This is a genomic window from Calothrix anomala FACHB-343, from assembly GCF_014696435.1.
In the GTDB taxonomy this organism is placed as follows: domain Bacteria; phylum Cyanobacteriota; class Cyanobacteriia; order Cyanobacteriales; family Nostocaceae; genus Aulosira; species Aulosira anomala_A.
Map to the genome: position 1 here is coordinate 12,307 of NZ_JACJQG010000022.1, position 25,287 is coordinate 37,593.

Below are 25,287 nucleotides of genomic sequence, written 5' to 3' on the forward strand. Positions count from 1 at the left end.
CCATGCCCAATGCCCAATGCCCCATGCCCAAATTAAATTTGCACGTGAACTGGGAACAAACCCAAACCAATTAATCGGGCGGGGAAGTCGCGCAGGATGGGTAACCGGAGGAAAGCTGGTGGTTGAAAAGTCTCATCGGATGTGAGTATGCGGGTAAATATTTGTTTTTGGATTAAAGTCTGAAATCCTTGGATGATTCTTGTGGGTAATTCTCTTTGGTTTTGGACTTTTGCTAAATCTTGGAGTTGTAAATTTTGATTTTTTAGGGGTTTGGCGATGCCTACGGCGGGCTTCGCCAACGCATTTGCTGCAACAACAGCATCCTGAATGGCGTAGTTAATCCCCACACCACCCACGGGGGACATGACATGGGCTGCATCGCCAATCAGTAGCAATCCGGGACGATACCAACGCTTAACGCGGCTGGATTCTACGGAAAGAAAAGCTACTTGTGACCAATCATGTAAATTAGAGATGCGATTCCCTAATTCTGGTACAACTGCGACGACAGATTTTTTTAACTCCTCTAAACCCGCAGTGCGTAGTTGTTGATAGCCGCCTTTAGGGATAACATAAGCAATTTGCCATTCTTCACCTCGATCCAGCATGACGAGAATGTGTCCTTTAGCAATTCTTCCCATTCCCCCTTCTGCATCTTCTGGGTGACGGGGGAGACGGAACCACAGCACATCCATTGATGGGGAAGTTTCCACAGACTCAAAACCACCCAGTTGTCTTAACTTGGAATGGCGTCCATCTGCACCTACGGTAAGTTTTGCGCGAATTTCATGCCAACCACCGCCTCCGCGATAGCGTACACCCGCAACTACGCCATCTGTGATAATTAATTCTTGAACATTCGCCCCCATAATTAACTGAAAACTGGGGTATTTTTGCGCTTCCTGGGTGATAAATTCCAGAAATTTCACTTGGGGAAGCATAGTGATGTAAGGGTAATTGGTTTTTATATGGCTAAAATCTGCCAAAGTCAGGCTATCTTCGGCGGTTTGAATCCGCAATTGGCGAATTTTACTATGGGGGAGTGCCAACAAGCGATCGCTCAAATCCAATTCCGCCATAATCTCCATTACAGATGGGTGAATGGTGTCACCGCGAAAATCGCGATCGAAGTCCTTGTGTGCTTCCAACAGCATCACCGGAATCCCTTGACGGGCTAATAATAAAGCCAATACAGCCCCAGCCGGGCCACCACCAACAATACAACAATCAGTGGTTTGGACATCTATAATGTCATGAATATCATGGGCAGGATTTTCAGATAAAGAGTTAGTCATAAGCTGACCTTCAGAAAGTCCTAAAATTAACCTTAGTTTGCTTTTATGGCTGCGAGCTACTTTTTTAACTTTTCGTATTCAGTTGTCAGTTATCAGTTGCTAGAGACGCGATTAATCGCGTCTGTACAGTTGCCCAATGCCCAATGCCCCATGCCCCATCCCCAATAAGAATCATTAACACTCGTGTCTCAAGTTGTATTAGAAAATATTTATAAAAGTTTCCCCCCGCGTAAAGGGGAAAGTATTGCCGAGCCAACCTCAACGGCTTTATCCTCTGGTAAGAAAACTGATGCACACCGAGAACGTGCAGATAATATCAATGTCCTGCGGCGAATTAACCTCACTATCGCTGATGGGGAGTTTATGGTATTGGTGGGGCCTTCTGGTTGTGGTAAAAGTACCCTGCTGCGGTTAATTGCCGGTTTAGAAGCGATGACGGGCGGTAATATTTGGGTAGGCGATCGCTTAGTGAACGATTTACCACCGAAGGAACGGGATATTGCAATGGTGTTTCAAAATTACGCTCTTTATCCCCACATGTCAGTGTATGACAATATCGCCTTTGGACTGCGGCGTCGTTTTGACAGTAGGGAAAGAGAAGATGCAGAAATTGCCAATTCTTCTCGGTTTCCCATTTCCGCATCTACTTTATCAACTTTGGCAGAAAATTTATTTGTGGGGATAACGCGATCGCTACCGAAAGGACTGCGTTACATTTCTCACAAGGAACGGGAAGTAGATCGGCGGGTGCGGAATGTGGCGCAATTATTACAAATTGAAACTTTGCTAAATCGCCTACCCAAACAGCTTTCCGGGGGACAAAGACAAAGGGTAGCCTTAGGAAGAGCGATCGCTCGTAATCCCCAAGTATTCTTAATGGATGAGCCATTGTCTAATTTAGACGCGAAATTACGTGCAGAAACCCGCGCCCAAATTGTCAAATTACAGCGCCAGTTAGGCACAACGACAATTTACGTCACCCACGATCAAACCGAAGCGATGACAATGGGCGATCGCATTGCGATTATGAATCAAGGACAAATACAGCAAGTTGCTTCGCCTTTAGAACTTTATAATCGTCCAGCCAATCGCTTTGTTGCTGAATTTATTGGTTCACCACCAATGAATTTCATTCCTGTAGAATTTCATGCACCTTTATTAATTACCCATTCTCAATTTCGTCTCACTCTCCCACAAATTTGGGAAAGTGCCTTACAAAAATATGATGGACAAACTTTAATTTTAGGTGTGCGTCCAGAACATTTTATTGTCAGCGTACCTGCTACAAAAAATCTCCCTGTTTTAGTAGATTTAGTCGAAAATTTAGGCAACGATAGCTTTATCAGCGCCAGACTTGGCGAAGCCGGTTTTGCTGAAAACACAGGCGATTACCTACAAGTAAGAGTTCCACCAGAAAGATTAGTAAATGTAGGCGATCAACTTTGGTTATCCCTCATTCCCGAAAAAATCCACTTTTTTGATCCGATGACAGATTTAGCAATATTTCCTCAGGCTGAATAACAATTATCAGCAATTAACAATTACTTTCTGTTAAAGAATTCAGTATTTATTACTGTTACCCAATTTGAAAAAATGCGACAGATGGTAGGGGCATGGCAGTACCAATTGGTGTCAACTTAACGCGAAACCCCCATTTCATCTAGCTCCCATGCTCTGCGTGGGAGCGAAAATCGTGAGGCTCTGCCTCAATCTATCAGAAGACGAGGCGGAGCCTCACAATACGCATTTCCAGCCAGAGGCTGGAAACGAGATATAAATCTATCTATTAATTCTTGTGGTGATAATTGCAGTAATAAAGGAGTAAATTCTTCCGGTGATAATAATGATAAAGGTTCAATAATCCTGGTTAAATCATCATTTAAAACACCAAACCTAATGCGCAGTAAATTTTCTATAACTCGACGGCGTTCTGCGTTTACGCCTTGCTGAATTCCTTCTTGAATTCCAGCTTGTTTAGATTCTGCTAATTTTTGTTCGTAAATAGGAGATAGGCGCATAATTAACTCTCTATCTTCTTGGTCGATATTTTGCGTAATTCCTATGAATTCTTTTTACAAAAATCTATCGATTAATTCTTGTGGTGATAATTGCAGTAATAAAGGAGTAAATTCTTCCGGTGGTAATAATGATAAAGGTTCAATAATCCTAGTTAAATCATCACTTAAAATACCAAACCTAATGCGCAGTAAATTTTCTATAACTCGACGACGTTCTGCGTTTACGCCTTGCTGAATGCCTGCTTGAATTCCCACTTGAATTCCTTCTTGAATTCCCGTTTGAATTCCTTCTTGAATTCCGGCTTGTTTAGATTCTGCTAATTTTTGTTCATAAATAGGAGATAAGCGCATAATTAATTCTCTATCTTCTTGATCTATATTTTGATTTACTTCCAATGTAGTCTTTAAATTTAATAATAAATCGATTGCTCTCGCACGTAAGGGATTTGTTGGCGGAAGTGCTTCTAGTTCATCTATCGCTTGTTGCTGAACTCTTCCTTTACCTAAAATTCTTAACCATAGTGTTTCCTGGGTAACGGGTAATTGATGAATGGCGACAATTGCGGTACGGAAATAATCTCCGAAAAAATGTATTCCTACTCCCCAATTTTCTATATCTAAGTTGGTTCTAAAACCATTCAATATCCCTTCAGAGGCTGTGGGCGACAAAATCCACAATTTAGGTAAATCTGATTCAGCAATTTGCTTTTTCTCTACTTTAGATTGACGCTTTGACTCAGCAAAGATATCAAATAATTTATTCAGACAACTACGAATTTCCGCAATTGTCGCTGCATTTCTAAAGGGTTCAATCAACGCAGGTGTAGCTGCAAGTTTTCCTAGCAGCCCTAATTCTATTGTATCGCTGGTTAATTGGGTTGTCGGTGTGAAATATACGTCTATTTCGCGGATTTCTGCTGCTACTTTTCGACTCGTATCTACTTCCCCTAAAGGTTGTAATAATTCTGTCAGATAATCTTTGGCAAACTGATCGTAGAGAAACCTAGTCATTTTCTTTCTGGCGTGGTTTGTTTAACGCAAACAACGAATCGCTTCTAACAAACCTCTAGCTTTATTGAGGGTTTCTTCATACTCTTTTTCAGGTTCGGAATCAGCTACCAAACCCGCACCAGCTTGAACTGTAACAGTGCGATCGCGAACTACCATTGTCCGAATAGCGATCGCGCTATTTAATTGTCCTTCAAAGTCATAATAACCATAAACGCCAGAATAAACCCCGCGACGGCTTGGTTCTAACTCGTGAATAATCTCCATCGCCCGAATTTTTGGCGCACCGCTAACTGTTCCCGCCGGAAAGCAAGCTTTGAGTAAATCCCATGCTGTTTTATCAGTGGCTAATTTACCTACTACATTACTGACAATATGCATTACATGAGAGTAGCGTTCCACCACCATTAACTCATCAACTCTCACGCTACCGCTTTGGCAAACTCGCCCTAAATCATTTCGCCCTAAGTCCACTAGCATGACATGTTCTGCCACTTCTTTGGGGTCTTGGAGCAAATCTTCGGCTAATGCTGCATCTTCCTTACTAGTTTTCCCTCTAGGGCGCGTTCCCGCAATTGGACGGACTGTGGCGATTGTTTCTCCATCGCGATCGCGTTCGGCTTTTACCATCACTTCTGGACTAGAACCGATAATTTGCCAATCCTGGAAGTTAAAGTAAGCCATGTAAGGCGAGGGATTTATCTGCCGTAGGGAACGGTAAAGGGCAAAGGGATCGCCTGTATATTCTGTAGATAATCGCTGAGAAATGACGACTTGAAAGATATCGCCTGCTTTAATGTAATCTTTGGCTTTTTGGACGCTGGCGCAGAATTCCGGGCGCGTAAAATTACTGTTATATTCTGTTGTTGCTGCTTTTTTGTTACCAGGAGGCGTCCATGCAAATTGGGTTTTCTCTGGTGATAATGGCAGAGATAACTTATTCAGCATTTGCGTCACGCGATCGCCTGCTTGTTGATAAGCTGCTTGTAAATCTACTTGCGGATCTCGTAAATCAGCATAAGCGATCGCCCAAATTTTCCGCTTCACCTGATCGAAAATTAACAGGTGATCTACCTGCATCCACAACCCATCAGGTAAATTTCTCTCATCTTGGGGGTAAATGGGTACGCGGGGTTCAATCCAATTAATTAATTCATAACCCCAAAAGCCAAACAAACCGCCAATTCCCGGTGGTAGTTGGGGTAATTTGACTGGTTTATAAGGTTCCAGACAATTAGCTAAAGCCGTAAATGGATCGCCTGCAAAAACTTCCTGAGAACCATCACGGTGTGTTTGGGTTGTAGTCTCACCCCTGGCTTCCAACACCCACAACGGATCGCATCCCAATAAACTATAACGTCCCAGCTTTTCCCCACCTTCTACCGATTCCAACAAAAAGCTGTAAGGCTGACCAGCACAAACCTTATACCAAGCAGATACTGGTGTATCGAGATCTGCTACCCATTCCTGATATACGGGAACAAAGTTACCTTGTGCAGCTAATTGGGAAAATTCAGAAAAATCGGGAAAAATCATAAACTACTAAGGGATTGAGGATTGGAACATTGGGGTATAGGGAATAGGGCATAGAGAATTAAGTATAAAGGATAAACGATTGGGAGAACATCTTTTCCAACCTCTAGCCTCTAGTCCCTAGTCCCTATTCCCTATTCCCTACTAGTTCCCAGTACCTATTACCTAAGCGTCGTAGGTATATTTACCGCTAAACTTCAATGCAGATGGACTGGGGTTGCTACCAATGTTGCGTGGCACAAAACGGACTTTCTCACGACCTGCGTTTACCTTTTCAGGGAATACGCCATCAGCAGGATGAATCATAGTGGTTTCACCTGAAGGCAGAATCCGGTAAATCTTGTAGTCGGTGATTTTGAATTTCCGGAGTTGACCGCCTAAAGCGATACCATATTCTTTCCGAGCCAAATACAACAGGTTTTGACCCTCTTGCATAGTAGCAGCGCCACCTGTAGGCAATTCAAAAACTTGAGCCTTGGGGCTAGTCCAGGTGATAGCGTACTTTTCTTCCGTTGCTGCTTTTGTCAGCAAGCCACCAGTGCTGCCAGCAAATAGCGGAGTTTTTCCAGAAAGTGCTTCTGCCATAAAGTAGTCTCTCAACGTTTTTAGGGCATCCTAACACTGCCAAACGGATCGTGTTGCAATCGTGTCATAGACTGTAACAGTTTTTAGTCATTTTTTGGTTGTTATTGGGCAATTGTCATTGGTCATTGGTCATTGGTCATTTGTCATTTGTCCTCCTTGTCTCCCTTGTCCTCCTTGTCCCCCTTGTCCCCTCTATCCCCCTGCCCCCTGCCCCCTTGCCCCGCTCTGGGCTGCTCTGGACAATAGGGACGGTAAAGTGAAACTGGCTGCCTTGGTCTTTACCTTTGGAAGTCGCCCAAATTTCTCCGCCCCAGCCATTGACAATTTGCCGACAAATTGCTAAACCCAAACCTGTACCGCCTGTGCTACGGCGGAGTGCGCCTTCTTCTTGATAAAATCTGTCGAATACTATCTCTAGGCGATTGGGTTCGATACCTCGTCCGGTATCGGCTACGGTGACTTCGACCATTTGCTTTTCGTTACGTATGGCACTAATCGTAATGTCGCCGTGGGAGGGTGTAAATTTAAAGGCGTTGTCTACGAGTTTGGCAATTACTTCTACTAGCCAATCGCCGTCTGCTTTGACTAAAGGTAGGTTTTCGGCAATATTTGTAGAAATTTCGGGCGGTTTTTCGATGGTGGGGCGCGTCCGCATTCTACTTAGGGCTAAGTCTATACATTCTTGTAACGTCAGCGATTCGGGGTGCCATTCTACGCGACCGCTTTCTAAGTTGGAAAGTGTTAAGAAATCTTGCACTAGTTTGCGCATTCTTTCGGAATCAGCCAGGGCTGTACTCAGCATTACCTGCTGTAAGTCTTGGGGCATATCTGGCTCGCTGGCGAGGCTTTCGAGGCAAACTTGAATTGTTGATAGGGGGGTACGCAGTTCGTGTCCGGTAATGGCTATGAGGTTACTGCGGGTGCGATCGAGGGCTTCTAGTTGCTGATTGAGTTCTTCTAGGTTGGCGTAGGCTTCTGCTTGAATTAAGGCTGCACCTACTTGGGTAGCGATCGCTTTTACTAAGTCCAATTCCCCTGGTAAACACTCATGGGGTGAGGGATTGCAGTAATGTAACTCTACTATGCCCAGCAATCGCCCTTGATAAAATACTGGTTCAATTAGCCAAGAACGAATATCAAATTTTTTAGCGATCGCTGATAAGATTGGCGAATCAATCACCCAAGGATCTTCTAGGGTATCGCTCACACACACACCCTCGCCTTGTTTGACTATTTCCTGAAATAGTTTATTTTGCTCTAGTTGCCAAGTTTGCCCTAATACCGATGATACCCCTGGGTTTAAAAATTCATGTTCAATAATGGCTTGGGCGTCTGTAGCTTGGGCGCGGTAAATTAAACAACGTCCAGATCCCAGGTGCTGCCCCAATTCTTGGGCGGCTATTTGCAGTACTTCGTGCGGATCGAGCGATCGCCTAATTGCAGTACTAATTGAATTAATTAACTGTTCTTTACGTGCTTGGGCTGTAATCGAACGATAAGCTTTATGTAATTTATACTGACTAGCTTGCAGATAAGTTACCAAGCGTTGCACAAATGGATCTGTGTCTATATCACAAGCATATTTGCTGATTTGCTCTGTATCTGAGGCAATTTTTGGTGTCCCAATTCCAAATCTTTGGCGTGCTGCTTCTACTTTCTTCGCTAAATCTGGTCTGTAAACTACAATTCTCTCTAAAAGTAATTGAGCAGCTTTGAGACTCACGCCTCGTTCTGATGTCCAAATTCCCTCAAACCTCCGCGCTGTATCCATATCCAGGCTAGGAATCATTTCCGGATTCTGCTTATTCTTGGCTATAGAACCCAGGCTTTCTCGACATACCAGGCAAGTAGCATAATTATCACCAATTACTACTAAATGCCATTCTTGGCTGAGGGCGTCATCTGGCTCAAAAGCTACTTTTTCATAATATTCCGAGCTATTAGTAAAATCTGTTTCTGGGGCAGATAATACGTATATTTGGTTACTTCGCTCCGACAAACGTTGGTAGCGATGGGCTTCTTGACGATAAAATCGCTCGCGTTGAAAGCTCGCAATTACCAACGGCTGCTCTAAAGTCGCCGCCAGAACTTGGTCTTCCATCGCATGGGAGAGCGCCGTTAGTGAAGCCTTAAAATATAGCTGGGGTCTTAGGTAGGGGAGGAACTGTAGCAGATCACTCAGCACAGAAGTTGAAATGCTCATGAATGTCGTTATAAAAAGCCCAATTCGATCTCAATCCAAGTCACAGATGCATTGTACAAATTACAACGGACTCTAAAGTCATTTAGACAATGAGAATATGTAAAGAATCGTAAAAATGACTTTTTGTAACAGTGCCAAATTCCTCTTTGTCGTTAAGAAGACTGGGCACCGCTTGATTAGCCATTTGTTTTTTGTAGTCAGGAATTTACTCCTGAATGTAACAGGCACACTTGATAAATTTACAGATAGACCACTTGTGAGTAATCCTGGCTCAATTATCGCTGATTAATTGAACATCAGCCAATTAAATATATTAGTTAACGGTACTTTTTAACTAAGTTTTATGTCTCACCGTTTCTAATCTTATTATAGTTTTTGATATTTTTGTATTTATGTAGCCAGCTTGACATCAATTCCCATTTTGCTTTTGTGTAAATGTGGGTAAATCTAAATTATAAACATTATTTTCTGATTAGCATCCATGAATTTGCTGCTAATAATACCTGCTATCTATGGATTTTATGAGCGTAAATTTCATAAAATTTCGCGTCAAGCCGGATAGTTTGTAATTTGATTTCATATAAATTAATTATTTAGTTTTAATTTTTATTAAAAACTATATCATACATTGTCACATTCAATTTTTGCGGAATTTTTTGGAATTGGTAATAACTACTATTTCTCAACATAAATTTATATAGTAGGCGAGCTATTGAAGTACTACTTATTGCCCACTTTATTTATATGATTGCCAATCCTACATCAGCCAATATCACAAAAAATCAAATTTTTTCTCTAGTCAGCAGATTTATCCCTGATTTTTTGACAAAAGTCTGCAATCTAAACTTTAAATAATCTGCCAGTAGATTTATTAATGCCAAAAATTAAATAAACGGCGGATATAATAACCTATATGCATATAAATATATATTCATCGCCAAATAATCCGCGAAATAACGGAAAATCACAGTTATTTGGACTTGACGCCAGCTTAATAAAACTTTAAAAAGTATAAGTTTACCTTCTGACACAATCGATATTTAACGATTGACAGCCTTAACTATAAATCTCAAATAGGCAGTTTTAGTCCTAGATTCTGATTGCTGTAGATTTTATAGCTGTCCTTTGTTCGAGATTGTGTCAGTATGATTTTGGCTGAAATAGCTTAACTACGTTTACTAGAGCGTCTTTTTACTTCAAATCTCTGGGTAAGGTTCTCAACTAGAACTTTTTTCCTGTTGACGCTAAAGCCTACACGAAAATCTAGACCTGTACACGGAACGTTGCCTAATGACACCGGATATACTAATGACACCGGAAAAAATTTTCCTGGATGGAAAAACTTATATTCCCGCAGAACAATTACCTATACCAGAATGGCCTTGTGTTCTCAGTGACAGAGCACAACCAACCCTGACGGTAAAAGATGACGATTTATTTTTAGTGACAGACACGCTGGGGAACATTTCGGGCTGTTCTCTCAACGATGGTAACCCCAGTATGGGACTGTTTTGCTGTGATACCAGATTTCTCAATCGCTTGGAGTTACAAATTGAAGGGCGATCGCCTATCCTACTCAGTAGTACAGCTGAAAAAGGATTTGCTCTCTCAGTGTTATGTACTAACCCCAGAATTGATGAACGTCTGCGGCCTGACACCGTAGGCATTCGCCGGGAAATGGTACTTAACGGGGCACTGTTTGAAGAAATCGAAGTAGCTAATTATAGCACAACTACTGTAAGTTTTGAACTCAGCATCAGCTTTGATGCCGATTTTGTCGATTTATTTGAAGTGCGCGGCTATGACAGAGGTAAACGGGGTAGATTGCTGCGTTTAGTCGAACCGCTACAGGAAGATGGTACATCTACAGAAGGCGATGGCTTTGCATCTGTGCAAACTCAACCAGTGCTATTGCGGGATGAATCTTTGACTATGGCTTATCAAGGTTTGGATGGCTTAGTCATGGAATCTCGGTTGCAATTTCAGCACCGCCAACCAGATTACTTTAAAGGTTACACTGCGGTTTGGCAGTTAGAGTTAACTCCCCACGAAACCCAAAAGTTAGCTTACCGGGTAAATTTACTCCGCAATAATCAACCCAGTTCTACCGTCAGCGCCGCCATTACCTTACCACAGGCAAAAGCTGCTGAGTTAATAGAAGAGCAACAATGGGTAAACCAAATTACCCGGATTAGTTCAGATAAAAGCATCTTCAATCGCGTGATTGAACGCGCTGAACAAGATATGTATTTGTTGCGCCAGTCTTTTGGCAAGTATAAGACTGTTTCAGCAGGCGTACCTTGGTTTTCGGCGCTGTTTGGACGAGATTCCATCATCACAGCTTCCCAAACTTTGATGTTAAATCCCACAATTGCCAAAGAAACGCTAATGCTGTTAGCGAAATATCAAGGTAAAGTTGAGGATGAATGGCGCGATGAAGAACCAGGGAAAATTTTACACGAGTTGCGCTTGGGAGAAATGGCGCGCTGTCAAGAAATTCCCCATACGCCATACTACGGTACAGTTGATGCTACTCCGTTGTGGCTGATGCTCTATGCAGAGTATTATGCATGGACAAACGATCGCGAAACTTTAGAGCAACTTTGGCCTAATGCCTTAGCAGCAATGGAGTGGATTGACCGCAATATTAAACAAACCAGCTACTTAAGCTACAATCGTAAATCTAAACGTGGTTTAGCTAACCAAGGTTGGAAAGATTCCGGCGACTGTATTGTAGACCATAAGGGAGAATTAGCTAACGGTGCGATCGCTCTTTGTGAAGTGCAAGCATATGTTTATGCAGCGAAAATGCGCCTCGCAGAAATTGCGCGGATGAAAAAGCGGCTAGATTTAGCCGATAGATGGCAAGAAGAAGCCAAAAATCTCAAAATTCGCTTTAATCGCGATTTTTGGATGGAAGACCAAGATTTCTGTGCTTTAGCTTTAGATGGCGATGGTAAGCAGGTAGATAGTATTACATCTAATCCCGGCCATTGTTTGCATTTAGGTATTTTTACACCAGAAAAAGCCTATAGCGTTGCGGAAAGATTGCGCGCCCCTGATATGTTTAATGGTTGGGGAATTCGCACTTTAAGTAGTTTATCTCCAGCTTACAACCCAATGGGCTATCACATCGGTTCAGTCTGGCCCCATGATAACGCCATCATTGCGATGGGATTGCGATCGCTTGGCTTAATCGATCAAGCCTTAGAATTATTCCAAGGTTTGTTTGATATGACTAGTCAGCAACCATATTTTCGTCCCCCAGAACTGTTTTGTGGTTACGAACGCAACGGAGATAACGCCCCCGTACAGTACCCAGTTGCTTGTACGCCTCAAGCTTGGGCTACTGGTAGTGTTTTCCAACTTTTGCAAATGATGGTGAATCTCGTACCGGATGCGCAAAATAACTGCTTGCGGATTATCGATCCGGCTTTACCAGAGTCGATTAATCGTTTATCCTTCCATAATTTGCAAGTTGGTACCACCGTTCTTGATTTAGAATTTGAGCGTTCTGGTAATACTACTGCTTGTCGTGTCGCCAAAAAACGCGGAAATCTGCGCGTAGTGATTGAGGCGTAATTAGTAGGGCATGGGGCATGGGGCATAGGGCATGGGGCAAGTCTTGATTTTTGTTTTTCTTCTTGTCCTTGTATCCTGTGTTTCTGACTCACAATTTAAAACGTCAAATTAAATTCTTGGAAGGGTGGGGAAACCCATTGGTGTCAATTTAAGTTAAAAATAGCCTCTGTCTTAGCTTTGTCACCCGCCTGAGAATTCATTCTCAGGCTAATAGCCCAAGTCTACTAAAGTAGACTCAAGATTTTGAGGAGATTTAGTTATCTTTAGATGACTTTGGCTATTAGCAAGGAACTTCAGTTCCTTGCGGTAGCTGGGTTTTGCCTTAAGTTGACACAGGTGGGGAAACCCCACCCCTACGAGAATCGTCATTAAATATGAAAAAATAAACTCACAAATGACAAATGACAAATGACCAATGACCAATGACAAATGACCAATGACAAATGACCAATGACTAATGACTAATGACAAAAAAAGAAAGAAGATCTAAACTCCTTTCTTTACCTTTTAATGTTAATTTGTTCTTCGCTCAGGAATACAGTATTCTGATTTAGCTTTCTTCTTGATTCTCCACTTTACGACCTGGAGAAGATTCATATAAAGCATCTAGTTGTTGGCGGGCGTCTTCTACATTGATTGACCGCATGACTAATAAAGGTTCTTTAATTAAATTACCTGCACTATCTAATAACTCTGGATGTGGTGTAAACTGTTTTCTCGATGTGGGATAACCATATTGTCCGCGATCGTTCATTGTTGGGTATGTTCGGTCTCGATCAAAACTGAACATAATCAGGTTACGAATTAAATTGGCAACAGCAATCACAGCAAGAATTGTAAAGGCAAGAATGTAAAGCAGGTGTAACATCGGAATTGTCCTCCAGAGGAAGTGAATTTTAAAAGTTTTTACTGTAAAGCTTCGCTTTGCTAATAATTTCAAGTACACCAATAGCAATAGCGATTAAGTTACGTACTGTTTGTACGTATGGTGTTTTCTATTAAAGGTAATCTAGTAAACGTTATTCAGAACACGGTAGCATGGGATACCTAATTTTCTGATTTATTCAAAATTTATTAAGGATTGTGACTTTTGAGAAAATCTACATACCAACTAGACAAAATTTCAACAGCTAATCAAGCTAAGGTTGGCAATGATTGCCGCTAGCTAGTCTAGCTACGCGCTGGTTTTCACAAATACTGACTTGCTGCTATTAACTAAGTTTAGCGAACCTAACTTATAAAAAATTTATTCTTCAGTCTCTTGTTCCCCTTTTTCTTGATGAAAGCGCATAACTGCATTCCAGCATTCTGTTACTATGTCATGCCAAGGATTAAGGGTGCCCATATCAAGTCCAACTTGTCCATCGGTTGCATTAAATAGCATTCTCGCTGTTCTAAGTTCCTCTTGTGCTTGTTTGACTCTGGAAAGCAAGTCATCTTGCTCTTGCTCGCTCATAAATGAGAGTTGTCTGGTTTCCAAAAAATCGCGCGATCGCGTAAACCAAAAATGAAAATCATCTAACAACGGTTCTAAGAGGCTTTTGAGCAATTCAGACCCTGGTAAATTTGAGTCTCCCATAAATGAGAAGCATATTCTGAAAGTTTCCCTCTAATCTTAACTTTATTTACAAATCTTCACATCCTTTTTTTTTGCTTAATAGAACAAACTTTACAAAAAGATGTATTTTAATATACATTTTTCTATTCTAGAGTCACTCAAGTGCCTGGAATAGCTATCTCAGGTATGGTTTTTTCGTTTTTAATGCACAAAGACACAAAAAAGTCAATATCTTTATTATAAAAATAAATCAGCCTGAAGATAGAGCGTTAATTATGATGAGAAATTGCGAAATATTGCTTTTATATTAAGCGTTTACATTGAGAAATTTCAAGAGAAAATATCCGCAAATCATAGCAAATTACAGACGGTATCATATTGAAGGGGTAATACCAATTCAAAATTCAAAATTCAAAATTAAGAAAGTGAGACTCAGTATAGGTTGTACAGTTGGAAGCTGTATCAAATTTTTCGTGAGATGGTATAAAGCAGCGAAAATCAATCATATTAGATGTTTGTAGCTTGTCTGATACACAGATGCGATCGCGCCATGATGATTTGCCAAGCTCTGAAATACCAAACTCAAGTACATATATATTGATAAGCTCATGCCCATCTAAATGGCATAACTACTAATAAGGGCTTTAAACAGTCAACAGTCAACAGTCAACAGTCAACAGTCAACAGTCAACAGCCTTCACAATGGATTGTGCAACTTAAAAGCAGATTAGCTTATGCATTGATCTAGCCGATAATTCCTCTACCAACATCAAACCCCATGCCCAATGCCCCATGCCCCATGCCCCATGCCCAGTTAAGTAAACTTGGTCTAGCATAGGAAAAAGCCTGTTAATATAGCATATTTGCCCATGCTATATTTGGGTAGATTTTTCAGCACCACACTGGATAAATCAGCATTTCAATCACTTCGCCAATGGTTTAGCAGCCGATGTCGCCTAATCAACTTCCTAATCAATCAGAACAATCTGCAAAAATGTATTTACCTCGTAGCAGCGAATCGGAAAATTTAAAAAAAATTCGCCACACCGCTTCCCATGTGATGGCTATGGCTGTACAAAAGCTGTTTCCCAAGGCGCAAGTCACAATTGGCCCCTGGATTGATAACGGTTTTTACTACGATTTTGACAATCCAGAACCCTTTAGCGATAAAGATTTAAAATCCATCCAAAAAGAGATGGTAAAAATTATTAATCGCAAACTCCCAGTAGTTCGGGAAGAAGTCAGTCGGGAAGAAGCCAAACGCCGGATTGAGGAAATTAAAGAACCTTATAAGTTAGAAATTCTCGCAGATATTAAAGAAGAACCGATTACAATTTACCACCTGGGTAATGAATGGTGGGATTTGTGCGCGGGGCCTCATTTAGAAAATACCAGCGAAATTAACCCCAAAGCCATTGAATTAGAAAGCGTTGCGGGTGCTTATTGGCGGGGTGATGAAACCAAAGCGCAATTACAAAGAATTTACGCCACCGCTTGGGAAAGTCCCGAACAATTGGCGGAGTATAAGCGACGCAAAGAAGAAGCACAAAGAAGAGATCACCGCAAACTCGGTAAGGAACTGGGATTATTTATATTTTCCGACCTGGTGGGGCCGGGTTTACCTTTGTGGACTCCCAAAGGTACTTTGTTGCGGAGTATGTTGGAAGACTTTTTGAAACAGGAACAGCTAAAACGCGGTTATTTACCTGTAGTTACCCCCCATATCGCCAGGGTGGATTTATTTAAAACTTCTGGACATTGGCAGAAGTATAAAGAAGATATGTTTCCCTTGATGGCGGATGATGCAGAAGCTGCGGCTTTAGAACAAGGCTTTGTGATGAAGCCGATGAATTGTCCGTTTCATATCCAAATATATAAGAGTGAGTTGCGTTCCTATCGGGAATTACCAATGCGCTTGGCGGAATTTGGGACTGTTTACCGCTACGAACAATCAGGAGAATTAGGCGGTTTAACCAGAGTGCGCGGTTTTACTGTGGATGATTCTCATTTGTTTGTCACCCCGGAACAACTAGACACCGAATTCCTCAGCGTTGTCGATTTGATTTTGTCGGTGTTCAATAAACTGCAACTGAAGAACTTTAAAGCTAGACTGAGTTTCCGCGATCCGGCTAGTGATAAGTATATTGGTGGTGATGAAGTTTGGGATAAAGCGGAAGGTGCAATTCGCCGCGCGGTAGAACAGTTGGGGATGGAACATTTTGAAGGTATTGGCGAAGCGGCTTTTTACGGGCCGAAACTCGACTTTATCTTTAAGGATGCGTTAGAGCGAGAATGGCAATTAGGAACTGTACAAGTAGATTACAATTTGCCAGAACGCTTTGATTTAGAATATGTTGCTGAGGATGGTTCCCGCAAACGTCCGGTAATGATTCACCGCGCACCTTTTGGTTCTTTGGAACGACTGATTGGAATTTTAATTGAAGAGTATGCGGGTGATTTCCCCTTGTGGTTAGCACCAGTACAAGCGAGATTGCTACCGGTGGGTGAAGCGCAAATTGATTTTACTAAAGATGTAGTTGCCAAAATGCAAGCTTTAGGCATTCGTGCCGAAGTTGATTTAAGTGGCGATCGCTTGGGTAAATTGATTCGCAATGCCGAAAAAGATAAAATACCCGTAATGGCTGTGGTGGGAGCTAAGGAAGTGGAAACCAACACCTTGAGTATCCGTACCCGCGCTTCTGGGGAATTAGGCGCTGTAGCTGTGGATGAGGTATTAGATAAATTAAAAACTGCGATCGCTAATTTCGACAACTTCTAATCAGTCAACACTCAACACTCAAGAGTCAACAGTCAACAGTCAACAGTCAACAGTCAACAGTCAAGCATCATACAACACAAAAAATGGTGTGTTGTCGCCTATCAACACACCATTTTTATATTGATAACAGTAACAGTTAAGGAATTTCAAAATAAGTTTGCCCTTTCCAGAGATTAGCCTCTATTAATGCCAGGGGCAAGTATTTATACACCATCTCCACAACTTTATCAGCCTCTACAGGTTTAGTCATAAAGTCTGTCGCACCAAAAACCTTAGAGCGAACTTGATCGAAAACACCATTATTACCTGTTAAAATTACCACTGGCGTGTTTGATAATGCAGAAATGCGCCTTAACTGGGCACATATTTCGTATCCATTGACAACTGGCATCAGCAAATCTAAAAATATTAAATCCGGTTTATGCTGAATGAGAATTGGCAAAGCTTGTGCAGAATCTTGAATCTTAATAAATCTCAGACCATTTGCGGTAATTACTTGCTCTAACATTTTACATACTTGCAAGCTATCATCTACGCAGGCAATCAACGGCGCATTTGTGTTGTTAGGCTGTGCAAAGTTACGGTTATTTTTCTCTGGCGTTGTTGGTAAAGGTAAGTCCTCTACTTCGATTAGTTCAGCAATTCCTTTGCGGATATAGGGAATGAGTGAACGAGTTAGTGACAATACATTCTGATTCATTTTTACAGATAAATCCCATAACGTATATTTGCCATTAATCGAATGAGCCAAGTTTTCGTAAATGGTTGTGTTTAAAAACTTTTGCAGTTCGTCTGGTTGGCGGACGATTGGTGCTAAATGAGGAGAAACACTGGCTAACCCAGCTTTTAACCAATTCTGCCAAAATTCTTGGATTTGTGGAAAATTTATCTCGGCAATTGTTGAACCAGGTGATGCTTTAAAAATTACTTCTTGAGATTGCTCATAATCTAATTTGGCTTTATTAATATGTTGAGCCATATCAAATAATATCTCTGATATTATTCCTCTCACAATAGCCTTGATTTTTGGCGGTTCGACTTGATATTTGTTTGCTAAAACTTCTAATAAACAATAATCCCAATAATCTAGAGATTTATTTTCAATATCTAAAAATAATTTGTTGATTTCTAACTGAGGATAATACTGTTTAATATAGCGTTGTAATCGCCGATAAGGATGATCGCCTCCCGTTGCCCAAACTATATTTCCTCGATGAAAATACAGAGTCCATTGTGATTTATGAGAACTTTTGACTTTTAGCTCACCGCTATACCGAATATTAGTAAATTTTTGCAGATTGTCTAATAAGTTATCTAATTTTGCCTGTGCCAAAAAGAGCATAAAAGTAATTGGTTAGTTCAGCCAGCCAGTATGGTAGTTGTAGGATAAGACAACCTAATTGCTCACCACATTTGATTAGCAATTAGGTAATCTATAGGATGCTTAATTACCCTAAAAACATGACAAAATCAGCAGTCTTGCTGGAAACTGCTATTTTTTTGTTTATCGGTAATTTTTGAAGATAAAAATGCTTTTTTTCAAAAAATACTCAGCATTTTTTGATGGTATTGGATAGTAATTAATTTATCTTCTAAACAATTAAATGATTTATTATTTATGATGTTAATTTATCTCAACAATTCGGATAACCGTAATAATACTGATTTCAAAGTCAGTAATTTATAGGAATTATAAAGATTTTTCTCTCAACAAAAAACCCCGGCGAAACTAACCGGGGTGAGACAGAGAAGAACGAGTGACGATGAGAGATACCAATACAGAAATCTAGAAATCTAGAAATCTTAGCTGACGCTGACAGCAACCAAAGCCAAGGTTGTAACAATCAAGCTGGCAAAAATACCTTGAATTACATATTTGCGTTGTTCCCAAATTGCTGGGTACTCAGCGTAGTACATCTGGGGTTCGGTTGCGTAGTTGTTGAGAACGCCATCTTCGTTAACGGTGGTATACATAATCTTTTTCCTTGGTTGTTTTTATTGTGTTTGTTACTTTATGTAAATAAATTTAACAAGTTTGTTACAAAGTGTCAAGATGGATTGACAAATAATTACACATTGGGTTAATAAGCCTGGCTTATGTGTTGGGGTTATGATTAGGAAAGGGCTTCTGTAAATGGTTAAACTCTGGGAATGAGGAAAAAAGCCTTATTCCTCACACAGGTATTTTGATAAGTAATGAAAAAATCTAGCTACATACCTCTGATGGTGATGGCGCTGACTCTGACTAGTTGCAGCACAGTCAAAACTAGCGACTATGAAGGCACCGCACTGACGACTTATACTTGGCGCGTGCAATATATTGATGAACCATCACCGCAATTTACAACTTTCGCTAGTACTTCATTGTTAAATCGTAATGGTTTGAAGCCAGAAGGTGCAGTAACAGGCCCGGACGATCGCGGTTTATGGTGGCCTGCACTACCACCTCGCCCAACAGTTGATGAGGTGGAACGGCGCAAACAGCCGCAGCAAGAGGTAAGCAAGCCGGAGTTACTGAAGAGTGTAGAGTATAAAGTTACCTATAGTGTAGGTGGGCAACGGCAGACATTGCCGACTAATTATGATGTCTATCGAGAAATAGTCAAGGCTTACCCATCTCGCATCCCTTTACAATTTACCTTGGGTGTTAACGATAATACAGTGGAGAAGGCAGAACAGGCTGATTGAGGTAGAAACCTATCTAAAGTTATAAATTATATCTACCTTATGACAGATTATCTGCCATCGCGGTATAGTAATTCGGGCTTGGAAAGTGACAATTTCACTCTTAATTGGGTGTTTTAGGTTGGGAATTGGTGGCGGAAAAAACTAGAAAAAATTGTAAAAGGAGTTTGAGTAAGCATGACGGTTCAGACAGTGGATTTAACCAACTGCGATCGCGAACCGATTCACATTCCCGGATTGATTCAGCCGCATGGGGTGCTGCTGGCGATCAATTTATCCACCATAGAAATCATTCAAGTTAGCAACAATACAGCTAATTTCCTCTATCGCCAACCGGAAGATTTATTAGGGAAGCCGTTGTCACAACTGTTTGAAGCCAAACAAATTGTGACGATTCAGCAATGTTTAAATGGAGACTTTGAAAGCCTCAATCCCCTACACCTTTCTATTAAGCATGAAGGTAAAACCCTACGATTTGATGGCATTGTTCATCAATGGGATGGGGTGGCGTTGTTGGAGTTAGAACCGAAGAATCACGAGGGAAAAGCTGACTTTTTTAATTTTTATCAGCAGGTGAAGGGAGTAATCACCAAGATTCAAAAAGCGGCGACAATGGAGCAGATGTGTCAATTGGTAGTGAAAGAAGTGCGCAAAATTACGGAATTTGAGCGCGTCATGATTTACCGCTTTGATGATGATGAAACCGGGATTGTGATTGCAGAGGATACAGATCGGGAAATTCCTTATTTAGATTTGCGCTATCCACCTAGCGATATTCCGAAGCAAGCGCGAAAGCTTTATACTAGTAATTGGCTGCGTATCATTCCCAGTGTCAATTATCAGCCTGTAGAGTTGATACCGACAAATAATCCTCTAACTAATCAACCACTTGATTTAAGCTTGTCAGTGTTACGCAGCGTCTCCCCAATTCATCTAGAGTATCTGCAAAACATGGGGGTAGGCGCTTCTATGTCGATTTCTTTAGTACATGACAAAAAACTGTGGGGTTTAATTGCCTGTCATCATTCTTCTGCTAAATATATTCCCTATAGTATCAGGGCAGTTTGCGAGTTTATTGGGCAGGTGATGTCACTGGAACTGGCAAACAAAGAAGCCAGCGAAGACCAAGATTATAAGATGCAGTTAAAGTCTTTGCAAACTCAATTTGTGGAATCGCTATCGCAGGCGCAGTACTTTCTCGATGGGATTGCACAGATGGGAACAGAGCTATTATCGCTAGTGAGTGCTACAGGTGCGGTAATTTGCAATAGCGATCGCTGTATTCGCATCGGTGAAACTCCTCCAGAAGCAGAAATTCCCGTTTTATTAGATTGGATTAAACCCCAACTGGAAGATAATTTATTTCACACGCGATCGCTTTCTCATATTTATCCGGCGGCTGAAGCTTTTAAAGCTGTGGCGAGTGGTGTGTTAGCTTTGGAAATTTCCCGCATTCATCGCCATTATATTGTCTGGTTTCGTCCGGAAGTGCAGCAAACTGTAAATTGGGGTGGGAATCCTGATAAACCAGTGGAAGTCGCGGATGATGGTAGTTTGCGTTTATCGCCGCGTAAATCTTTTGCTTTATGGAAACAAATAGTTAAGGGTTATTCTCTAGCTTGGAAACCCTGTGAAATCGCTGCTGTAGCAGAATTACGCAGCTTAATTGTGGGTGTAGTTTTGCGCCAAGCCGACGAACTCGCCTCGATGAACATGGAACTACAGCGCAGTAATGAAGAATTAGATTCCTTTGCTTATGTAGCTTCCCACGACTTGAAAGAACCATTGCGCGGGATTCATAACTACGCCAACTTTTTAATGGAAGACTATAGCGATATCTTAAATGAAGATGGCGTAGCTAAACTGCAAACTCTGGTCAAGCTGACCCAACGAATGGAAAATTTAATTAATTCCCTGCTGCACTTTTCCCGCTTGGGACGCGCTGAACTCATGCGTCAACCAGTGAATTTACAAGATTTAGTGCAACAAGCGATCGCCACCTTAACTATATCTCGACCCCAATCCCAAATTGACTTTCGCATTCCTCAAAATTTACCCACCATCGAATGCGATCGCGCTCAAGTTAATGAAGTATTTACTAACCTGATCGGTAATGCGATTAAATATAATGACAAACCAGAAAGATGGGTAGAAATTGGCTTTATCGCCAACCCGAAAACCACAGCAACTAGTTCCTATACCTTTTACGTGCGCGACAACGGTATTGGTATTCCCGAAGAACATCAAGAAAAGGTTTTTCAGATTTTTCGGCGATTACATGGTAGAGAAGAATACGGTGGCGGTAATGGAGCCGGATTAACCATTGCCCGTAAAATTGTCGAGCGACACGGCGGTAAAATTTGGGTTGAGTCAATAATAAACGAAGGTAGTACCTTTTATTTCACCCTAGCCACAGAGGTAGGATGAAATTTGGTCATTTATCCAGAGACGCGATGAATCGCGTCTGTACAATTGTCTCCCTTGTCCTCCCTAGTCCCCTTGCTTATGATCAATGTTTCCCCGCCGACTGTCAGACATACTCCGCCACTGTTGATTGTGGAAGATAGCAATGAAGACTTTGAAACTATTCAACGGTTTCTGCAGCGATCGCCATTCTTGATACCAATTCATCGCTGTATTAATGGCGATCAGGCCTTGGCGTTTCTTTATCGCACTGGAAGATACAATAATTTAGAAACGGCTCCCCGTCCGGCAATGATTATCCTTGATCTCAATCTGCCAGGAACTGATGGACGGCAAGTATTGCATCGAATCAAACAAGATGATAGTTTAAAGACCATTCCTGTTGTGGTTTTCACTACATCCAATAATCCTAAAGATATTCAGGATTGCTACAAATATGGAGTCAACAGCTACATTGTCAAGCCGATTAACTTTGCTCAATTGAAGCGAGACATTCAAACACTGTTGGATTATTGGTTTGAAGTCACGACTTTGCCTGATTACCCCGATAGTCCAACATGAGTAAGCATCAGCGTACTGTATTAATAGTAGATGATTCACCAGAAGACCGAGAATTTTATCGGCGGTGTTTGTTTCGCGATCGAGATTACACTTACAACATTCTGGAAGCAACTTTAGGGCAAAAAGGTTTAGAGTTATGGCAGCAACATCAGCCAGATGTGGTGTTATTGGATTACCGCTTGCCAGATTTAGATGGACTAGAATTTATTGCGAGATTGCATCCTCCATCTTCTGAGAACTATTTACCTGTGATTGTGGTGACTGGGCAAGGTAGTGAAGCGATCGCAGTGCAAACTATGAAAGCTGGGGCGCAGGATTATCTAGTTAAGGATCAGATTACGCCAGATCGGTTAATCTTGGCAGTGAATTCGGCGATCTCCAGAGTACAGCTACAATCTCAACTGCAACTGCGAATTGAAAAAGATCGGCTAGTTTCTCAAATTACCCAAAGAATCCATCAATCTTTGGAAATAGAAGAAATTTTACAAACAACTGTTGACGAAGTCAGGGAATTTCTCAAAAGCGATCGCGTGCTGATTTTCCGTTTACAGTCAGATGGATCGGGAATTGTCACCACAGAATCGGTAGCAGCAGACTGGACTCCCTTACTCTCGACTTCTCACTACGATCCCTGCTTGAGTGAGAACTATATTCAACCTTTTCGCCAAGGATTGGTCACCATCAAGCCGGATATTTATGATGGTAGTATCGATCCTTGCCATGTGAATTTACTCGCAAATTTACAGGTAAGGGCAAATTTGGTGGTGCCTATTTTACAAGATGGCCAGCTGTGGGGAATGTTAATTGCCCATCATTGTCAAGCACCGCGCCAATGGCAGTCTTTAGAAGTAAGTTTGCTGCGAGAATTGGCAACTCATTTAGGTATTGCCTTACGACAGGCGGAGTTGTATCAACAAGCACAGCATGAATTAGGCGAGCGCCGACGGGCAGAAGCTTTATTACAAGAAGCAAATGAATCTTTAGAACAAAGAGTAGCTGAACGAACCGGAGAGTTAGCCACTGTCAACGCTCAATTGCAACAGGAACTAGTAGAGCGACAACGCACCCAGCAAATTTTAGAAGAACAGGCGCAGTTATTATATCTCGCCCATGATACCATAATGACCCGCGATCTGGATGGCAGAATTACCTTCTGGAACAAAGGTGCAGAAAGAATGTATGGCTGGACTGCATCTGAAGCTAGCGGACAAATATCTCATGAACTGCTGCAAACGCAATTTCCGCGATCGCTAGCTGAAGTAGAAGCCGAATTATTTGCTCAAGGTTTCTGGGAAGGTGAACTTATCCAAGTACACCGCAATAATACACCCATCATCGTTGCTAGTCGCTGGGTGTTACAGCGAGATGAGCAAGGAAATTCGGTAAAAATTTTAGAAATTAATCATGATATTACCGAGCGCAAACGCGCAGAAGAACAACTCCGCCGCAGTAGCGAACGTATCAGTTTAGCCAATGCCGAATTAGCAAGAGCCGCACGCCTCAAAGATGAATTTCTAGCCAGCATGAGCCATGAATTACGCACGCCCTTAAACTCAATTTTGGGCATGGCAGAATTATTGTTAGAAGAAGTATTTGGTAGCTTAACTGCTCAACAACGCCAGTTTTTACATACAGTAGAACAAAGCGGTCAACATTTACTAGAGCTGATTAACGATATTTTAGACCTCTCGAAAATTGAGTCAGGCAAAATGGAGATGAAACTGACTTCTGTATCAGTTCATCCCCTGTGCGAATCTAGTCTGAACTTTGTGAAGCAACAAGCACGACACAAGCAAATTCAACTGACTTGTGACATTGAAGAATCCGTTTCCGAAATCGAAGCAGATGAGCGTCGCCTACTGCAAGTATTAGTTAACTTGCTAGCTAATGCTGTCAAGTTCACCCCCGATGGTGGTAGCGTTAATTTAGAAGTGCGCATGAACTTCTTAGAACAAGCGGTAGAATTTCGCGTTAGAGATACTGGTATTGGTATTGCGGCGGCAGATATGGGCAAGCTGTTTCAGCCATTTGTACAGTTAGACAGTTCTCTGTCACGACGATATCCTGGTACAGGCTTGGGATTATCTCTAGTGCGGCGGATTGTCGATTTGCACGGGGGAAGTATTCGCGTAGAAAGTCAACTAGGTAAAGGCAGTTGCTTTATAGTCATCTTACCTTGGCATCCCTTGCTCACTCAAGATGAATTGCCGTTACTCTCCGATTTAGGAATGCTGCAAGATATATCCATGCAACAAGCCTTAGTAGTAGAGGATTCTACGGCTGCTGCCAGTCAAATTAAGCACTACTTAGCGGAAATGGGGGCAACCAGTGTTATTCATCCAGTGGGCGAAGGAGCATTGCAATTAGCTTTGCGCGTCAAACCAGATGTGATTGTTTTAGATGTATATTTACCTGATTGTTCCGGCTGGGAAGTTTTAGCGAAATTAAAAGGACATTCCGAAACGCAGCATATACCTGTAATTATCATTTCTGTAGTCGATCAGCGATCGCGCAGTTTAGAGTTAGGTGCTGTGGAACATATTTTAAAACCTTTATCGCGCCAAAAGTTTTACCAAGCACTCAGCCAAATTTTCGCTAATGTACAAGAGCCAAATTTGCACACTGCTCTCGTCATTGCAGCTATGGAATCATCACAAAAACCCAGCATTTTGTTAGCAGAAGACAATGAAGCTAATATCACCACCACCATGAGCTATTTGGAAGCACACAACTTTCGCGTGATTCTGGCTCGCAATGGTGTAGAAGCTGTGCAAATGGCTAAACGACATCAGCCTAATTTAATTTTGATGGATATTCAAATGCCAGAGATGGACGGATTAGAAGCAATTCGGCAAATCCGTGCTTATACGCCAATGCAAGCTATTCCCATTATTGCCCTGACAGCCTTAGCTATGCCTGGTGATGAGCAACTTTGTCTAGAAGCGGGTGCAAATAAGTATTTAGCCAAGCCTGTCAGACTCAAGCATTTATTAGAAATGATGAATCAGCTACTGTAATGGGGCATGGGGCATGGGGGAGCCAGTGCGTTGCGGGGG

General features: G+C 41.6%; 17 protein-coding genes and 1 pseudogene. 8 read left to right on the top strand and 10 right to left on the bottom strand.

All coding sequences use genetic code 11. The annotated features are described in order from the left end of the window. Window positions 1-32: 32 nt before the first annotated feature. Window positions 33-1,295: an FAD-dependent oxidoreductase gene (locus tag H6G08_RS14345; RefSeq protein ID WP_190543527.1), complete on the bottom strand. Its 1,263-nt coding sequence runs from the start codon at window positions 1,293-1,295 to the stop codon at window positions 33-35. Between the two features lie 354 nt (window positions 1,296-1,649). On the opposite strand from H6G08_RS14345, the pseudogene H6G08_RS38805 reads away from it, so the two are divergent. After that, window positions 1,650-2,126 (top strand): annotated as a pseudogene (locus tag H6G08_RS38805) (ATP-binding cassette domain-containing protein); the annotation flags it as partial. Window positions 2,127-2,417: 291 nt separating this feature from the next. Continuing rightward, entirely contained in the window at window positions 2,418-2,816 is a 399-nt protein-coding gene (locus H6G08_RS38810; RefSeq protein WP_449244383.1) for a TOBE domain-containing protein, read from the top strand. 185 nt (window positions 2,817-3,001) lie between these two features. Here H6G08_RS38810 and H6G08_RS14355 read toward each other — a convergent pair whose 3' ends face one another. From H6G08_RS14355 to H6G08_RS14375, 5 genes are all read right to left on the bottom strand, one after another. Beyond that, entirely contained in the window at window positions 3,002-3,313 is a 312-nt protein-coding gene (locus H6G08_RS14355) for an RpnC/YadD family protein (RefSeq protein ID WP_190543533.1), read from the bottom strand. Between the two features lie 54 nt (window positions 3,314-3,367). Next, window positions 3,368-4,324, bottom strand: coding sequence for an RpnC/YadD family protein (locus H6G08_RS14360; RefSeq protein ID WP_190543536.1), 957 nt, complete (start codon window positions 4,322-4,324; stop codon window positions 3,368-3,370). A gap of 21 nt (window positions 4,325-4,345) precedes the next feature. Beyond that, the gene (gene trpE / locus H6G08_RS14365; RefSeq protein ID WP_190543539.1) at window positions 4,346-5,857 is read right to left on the bottom strand and encodes an anthranilate synthase component I; all 1,512 of its coding nucleotides are present in this window, start codon (window positions 5,855-5,857) and stop codon (window positions 4,346-4,348) included. 162 nt (window positions 5,858-6,019) lie between these two features. Further along, on the bottom strand, window positions 6,020-6,439 hold the full coding sequence (locus H6G08_RS14370) for a photosystem I reaction center subunit II PsaD (protein ID WP_190543788.1): 420 nt from the start codon (window positions 6,437-6,439) through the stop codon (window positions 6,020-6,022). 136 nt (window positions 6,440-6,575) lie between these two features. Further along, window positions 6,576-8,642, bottom strand: a complete 2,067-nt coding sequence (locus tag H6G08_RS14375; RefSeq protein ID WP_190543542.1) for a DICT sensory domain-containing protein — start codon at window positions 8,640-8,642, stop codon at window positions 6,576-6,578. Window positions 8,643-9,932: 1,290 nt separating this feature from the next. Between H6G08_RS14375 and H6G08_RS14380 the strand changes: the two genes are divergently transcribed. Then, window positions 9,933-12,224 carry an amylo-alpha-1,6-glucosidase gene (locus tag H6G08_RS14380; RefSeq protein WP_190543544.1) on the top strand — a complete coding sequence of 764 codons (2,292 nt, stop codon included), beginning with the start codon at window positions 9,933-9,935 and terminating at the stop codon, window positions 12,222-12,224. Between the two features lie 550 nt (window positions 12,225-12,774). Here the strand turns inward: H6G08_RS14380 and H6G08_RS14385 are convergent. Further along, complete coding sequence (locus H6G08_RS14385; protein WP_096644966.1) at window positions 12,775-13,092, bottom strand: DUF2973 domain-containing protein; 318 nt, start codon at window positions 13,090-13,092, stop codon at window positions 12,775-12,777. A 378-nt stretch (window positions 13,093-13,470) separates the two neighbouring features. Continuing rightward, entirely contained in the window at window positions 13,471-13,803 is a 333-nt protein-coding gene (locus H6G08_RS14390; protein WP_190543549.1) for a DUF2605 domain-containing protein, read from the bottom strand. 928 nt (window positions 13,804-14,731) lie between these two features. On the opposite strand from H6G08_RS14390, the gene thrS reads away from it, so the two are divergent. Further along, complete coding sequence (gene thrS, locus H6G08_RS14395; RefSeq protein WP_190543553.1) at window positions 14,732-16,561, top strand: threonine--tRNA ligase; 1,830 nt, start codon at window positions 14,732-14,734, stop codon at window positions 16,559-16,561. A gap of 136 nt (window positions 16,562-16,697) precedes the next feature. Here thrS and H6G08_RS14400 read toward each other — a convergent pair whose 3' ends face one another. After that, a complete protein-coding gene (locus tag H6G08_RS14400) occupies window positions 16,698-17,903 on the bottom strand; it encodes a response regulator (protein WP_190543555.1) in 1,206 nt (401 codons plus the stop codon). A 461-nt stretch (window positions 17,904-18,364) separates the two neighbouring features. Then, on the bottom strand, window positions 18,365-18,535 hold the full coding sequence (gene psb34 / locus H6G08_RS14405) for a photosystem II assembly protein Psb34 (RefSeq protein ID WP_190543559.1): 171 nt from the start codon (window positions 18,533-18,535) through the stop codon (window positions 18,365-18,367). A gap of 222 nt (window positions 18,536-18,757) precedes the next feature. Here psb34 and H6G08_RS14410 point away from each other — a divergent pair, with 222 nt between their 5' ends. The 4 genes from H6G08_RS14410 to H6G08_RS14425 all read left to right on the top strand — a co-directional run bounded on the left by H6G08_RS14410 (window position 18,758) and on the right by H6G08_RS14425 (window position 25,248). Further along, window positions 18,758-19,249 carry a hypothetical protein gene (locus tag H6G08_RS14410; protein ID WP_190543565.1) on the top strand — a complete coding sequence of 164 codons (492 nt, stop codon included), beginning with the start codon at window positions 18,758-18,760 and terminating at the stop codon, window positions 19,247-19,249. A 174-nt stretch (window positions 19,250-19,423) separates the two neighbouring features. Then, a complete protein-coding gene (locus H6G08_RS14415) occupies window positions 19,424-21,673 on the top strand; it encodes an ATP-binding protein (RefSeq protein ID WP_190543573.1) in 2,250 nt (749 codons plus the stop codon). A gap of 78 nt (window positions 21,674-21,751) precedes the next feature. Beyond that, a complete protein-coding gene (locus H6G08_RS14420; RefSeq protein ID WP_190543576.1) occupies window positions 21,752-22,231 on the top strand; it encodes a response regulator in 480 nt (159 codons plus the stop codon). Further along, window positions 22,228-25,248, top strand: a complete 3,021-nt coding sequence (locus H6G08_RS14425; protein WP_190543579.1) for a response regulator — start codon at window positions 22,228-22,230, stop codon at window positions 25,246-25,248. The genes H6G08_RS14420 and H6G08_RS14425 overlap by 4 nt, the downstream gene beginning before the upstream one ends. The last annotated feature ends 39 nt before the right edge of the window (window positions 25,249-25,287 follow it).

What these genes read in the sequence shown, in the direction of transcription:
- psb34 (WP_190543559.1), bottom strand. Translation starts at nt 18,535, where the DNA reads ATGTATACCACCGTTAACGAAGATGGCGTTCTCAACAACTACGCAACC.
- thrS (WP_190543553.1), top strand. Translation starts at nt 14,732, where the DNA reads ATGTCGCCTAATCAACTTCCTAATCAATCAGAACAATCTGCAAAAATG.
- H6G08_RS14415 (WP_190543573.1), top strand. Translation starts at nt 19,424, where the DNA reads ATGACGGTTCAGACAGTGGATTTAACCAACTGCGATCGCGAACCGATT.
- H6G08_RS14400 (WP_190543555.1), bottom strand. Translation starts at nt 17,903, where the DNA reads ATGCTCTTTTTGGCACAGGCAAAATTAGATAACTTATTAGACAATCTG.
- H6G08_RS14380 (WP_190543544.1), top strand. Translation starts at nt 9,933, where the DNA reads ATGACACCGGATATACTAATGACACCGGAAAAAATTTTCCTGGATGGA.
- H6G08_RS38810 (WP_449244383.1), top strand. Translation starts at nt 2,418, where the DNA reads ATGAATTTCATTCCTGTAGAATTTCATGCACCTTTATTAATTACCCAT.
- H6G08_RS14360 (WP_190543536.1), bottom strand. Translation starts at nt 4,324, where the DNA reads ATGACTAGGTTTCTCTACGATCAGTTTGCCAAAGATTATCTGACAGAA.
- trpE (WP_190543539.1), bottom strand. Translation starts at nt 5,857, where the DNA reads ATGATTTTTCCCGATTTTTCTGAATTTTCCCAATTAGCTGCACAAGGT.
- H6G08_RS14345 (WP_190543527.1), bottom strand. Translation starts at nt 1,295, where the DNA reads ATGACTAACTCTTTATCTGAAAATCCTGCCCATGATATTCATGACATT.
- H6G08_RS14390 (WP_190543549.1), bottom strand. Translation starts at nt 13,803, where the DNA reads ATGGGAGACTCAAATTTACCAGGGTCTGAATTGCTCAAAAGCCTCTTA.
- H6G08_RS14410 (WP_190543565.1), top strand. Translation starts at nt 18,758, where the DNA reads ATGAAAAAATCTAGCTACATACCTCTGATGGTGATGGCGCTGACTCTG.
- H6G08_RS14370 (WP_190543788.1), bottom strand. Translation starts at nt 6,439, where the DNA reads ATGGCAGAAGCACTTTCTGGAAAAACTCCGCTATTTGCTGGCAGCACT.
- H6G08_RS14420 (WP_190543576.1), top strand. Translation starts at nt 21,752, where the DNA reads ATGATCAATGTTTCCCCGCCGACTGTCAGACATACTCCGCCACTGTTG.
- H6G08_RS14425 (WP_190543579.1), top strand. Translation starts at nt 22,228, where the DNA reads ATGAGTAAGCATCAGCGTACTGTATTAATAGTAGATGATTCACCAGAA.
- H6G08_RS14385 (WP_096644966.1), bottom strand. Translation starts at nt 13,092, where the DNA reads ATGTTACACCTGCTTTACATTCTTGCCTTTACAATTCTTGCTGTGATT.
- H6G08_RS14355 (WP_190543533.1), bottom strand. Translation starts at nt 3,313, where the DNA reads ATGCGCCTATCTCCTATTTACGAACAAAAATTAGCAGAATCTAAACAA.
- H6G08_RS14375 (WP_190543542.1), bottom strand. Translation starts at nt 8,642, where the DNA reads ATGAGCATTTCAACTTCTGTGCTGAGTGATCTGCTACAGTTCCTCCCC.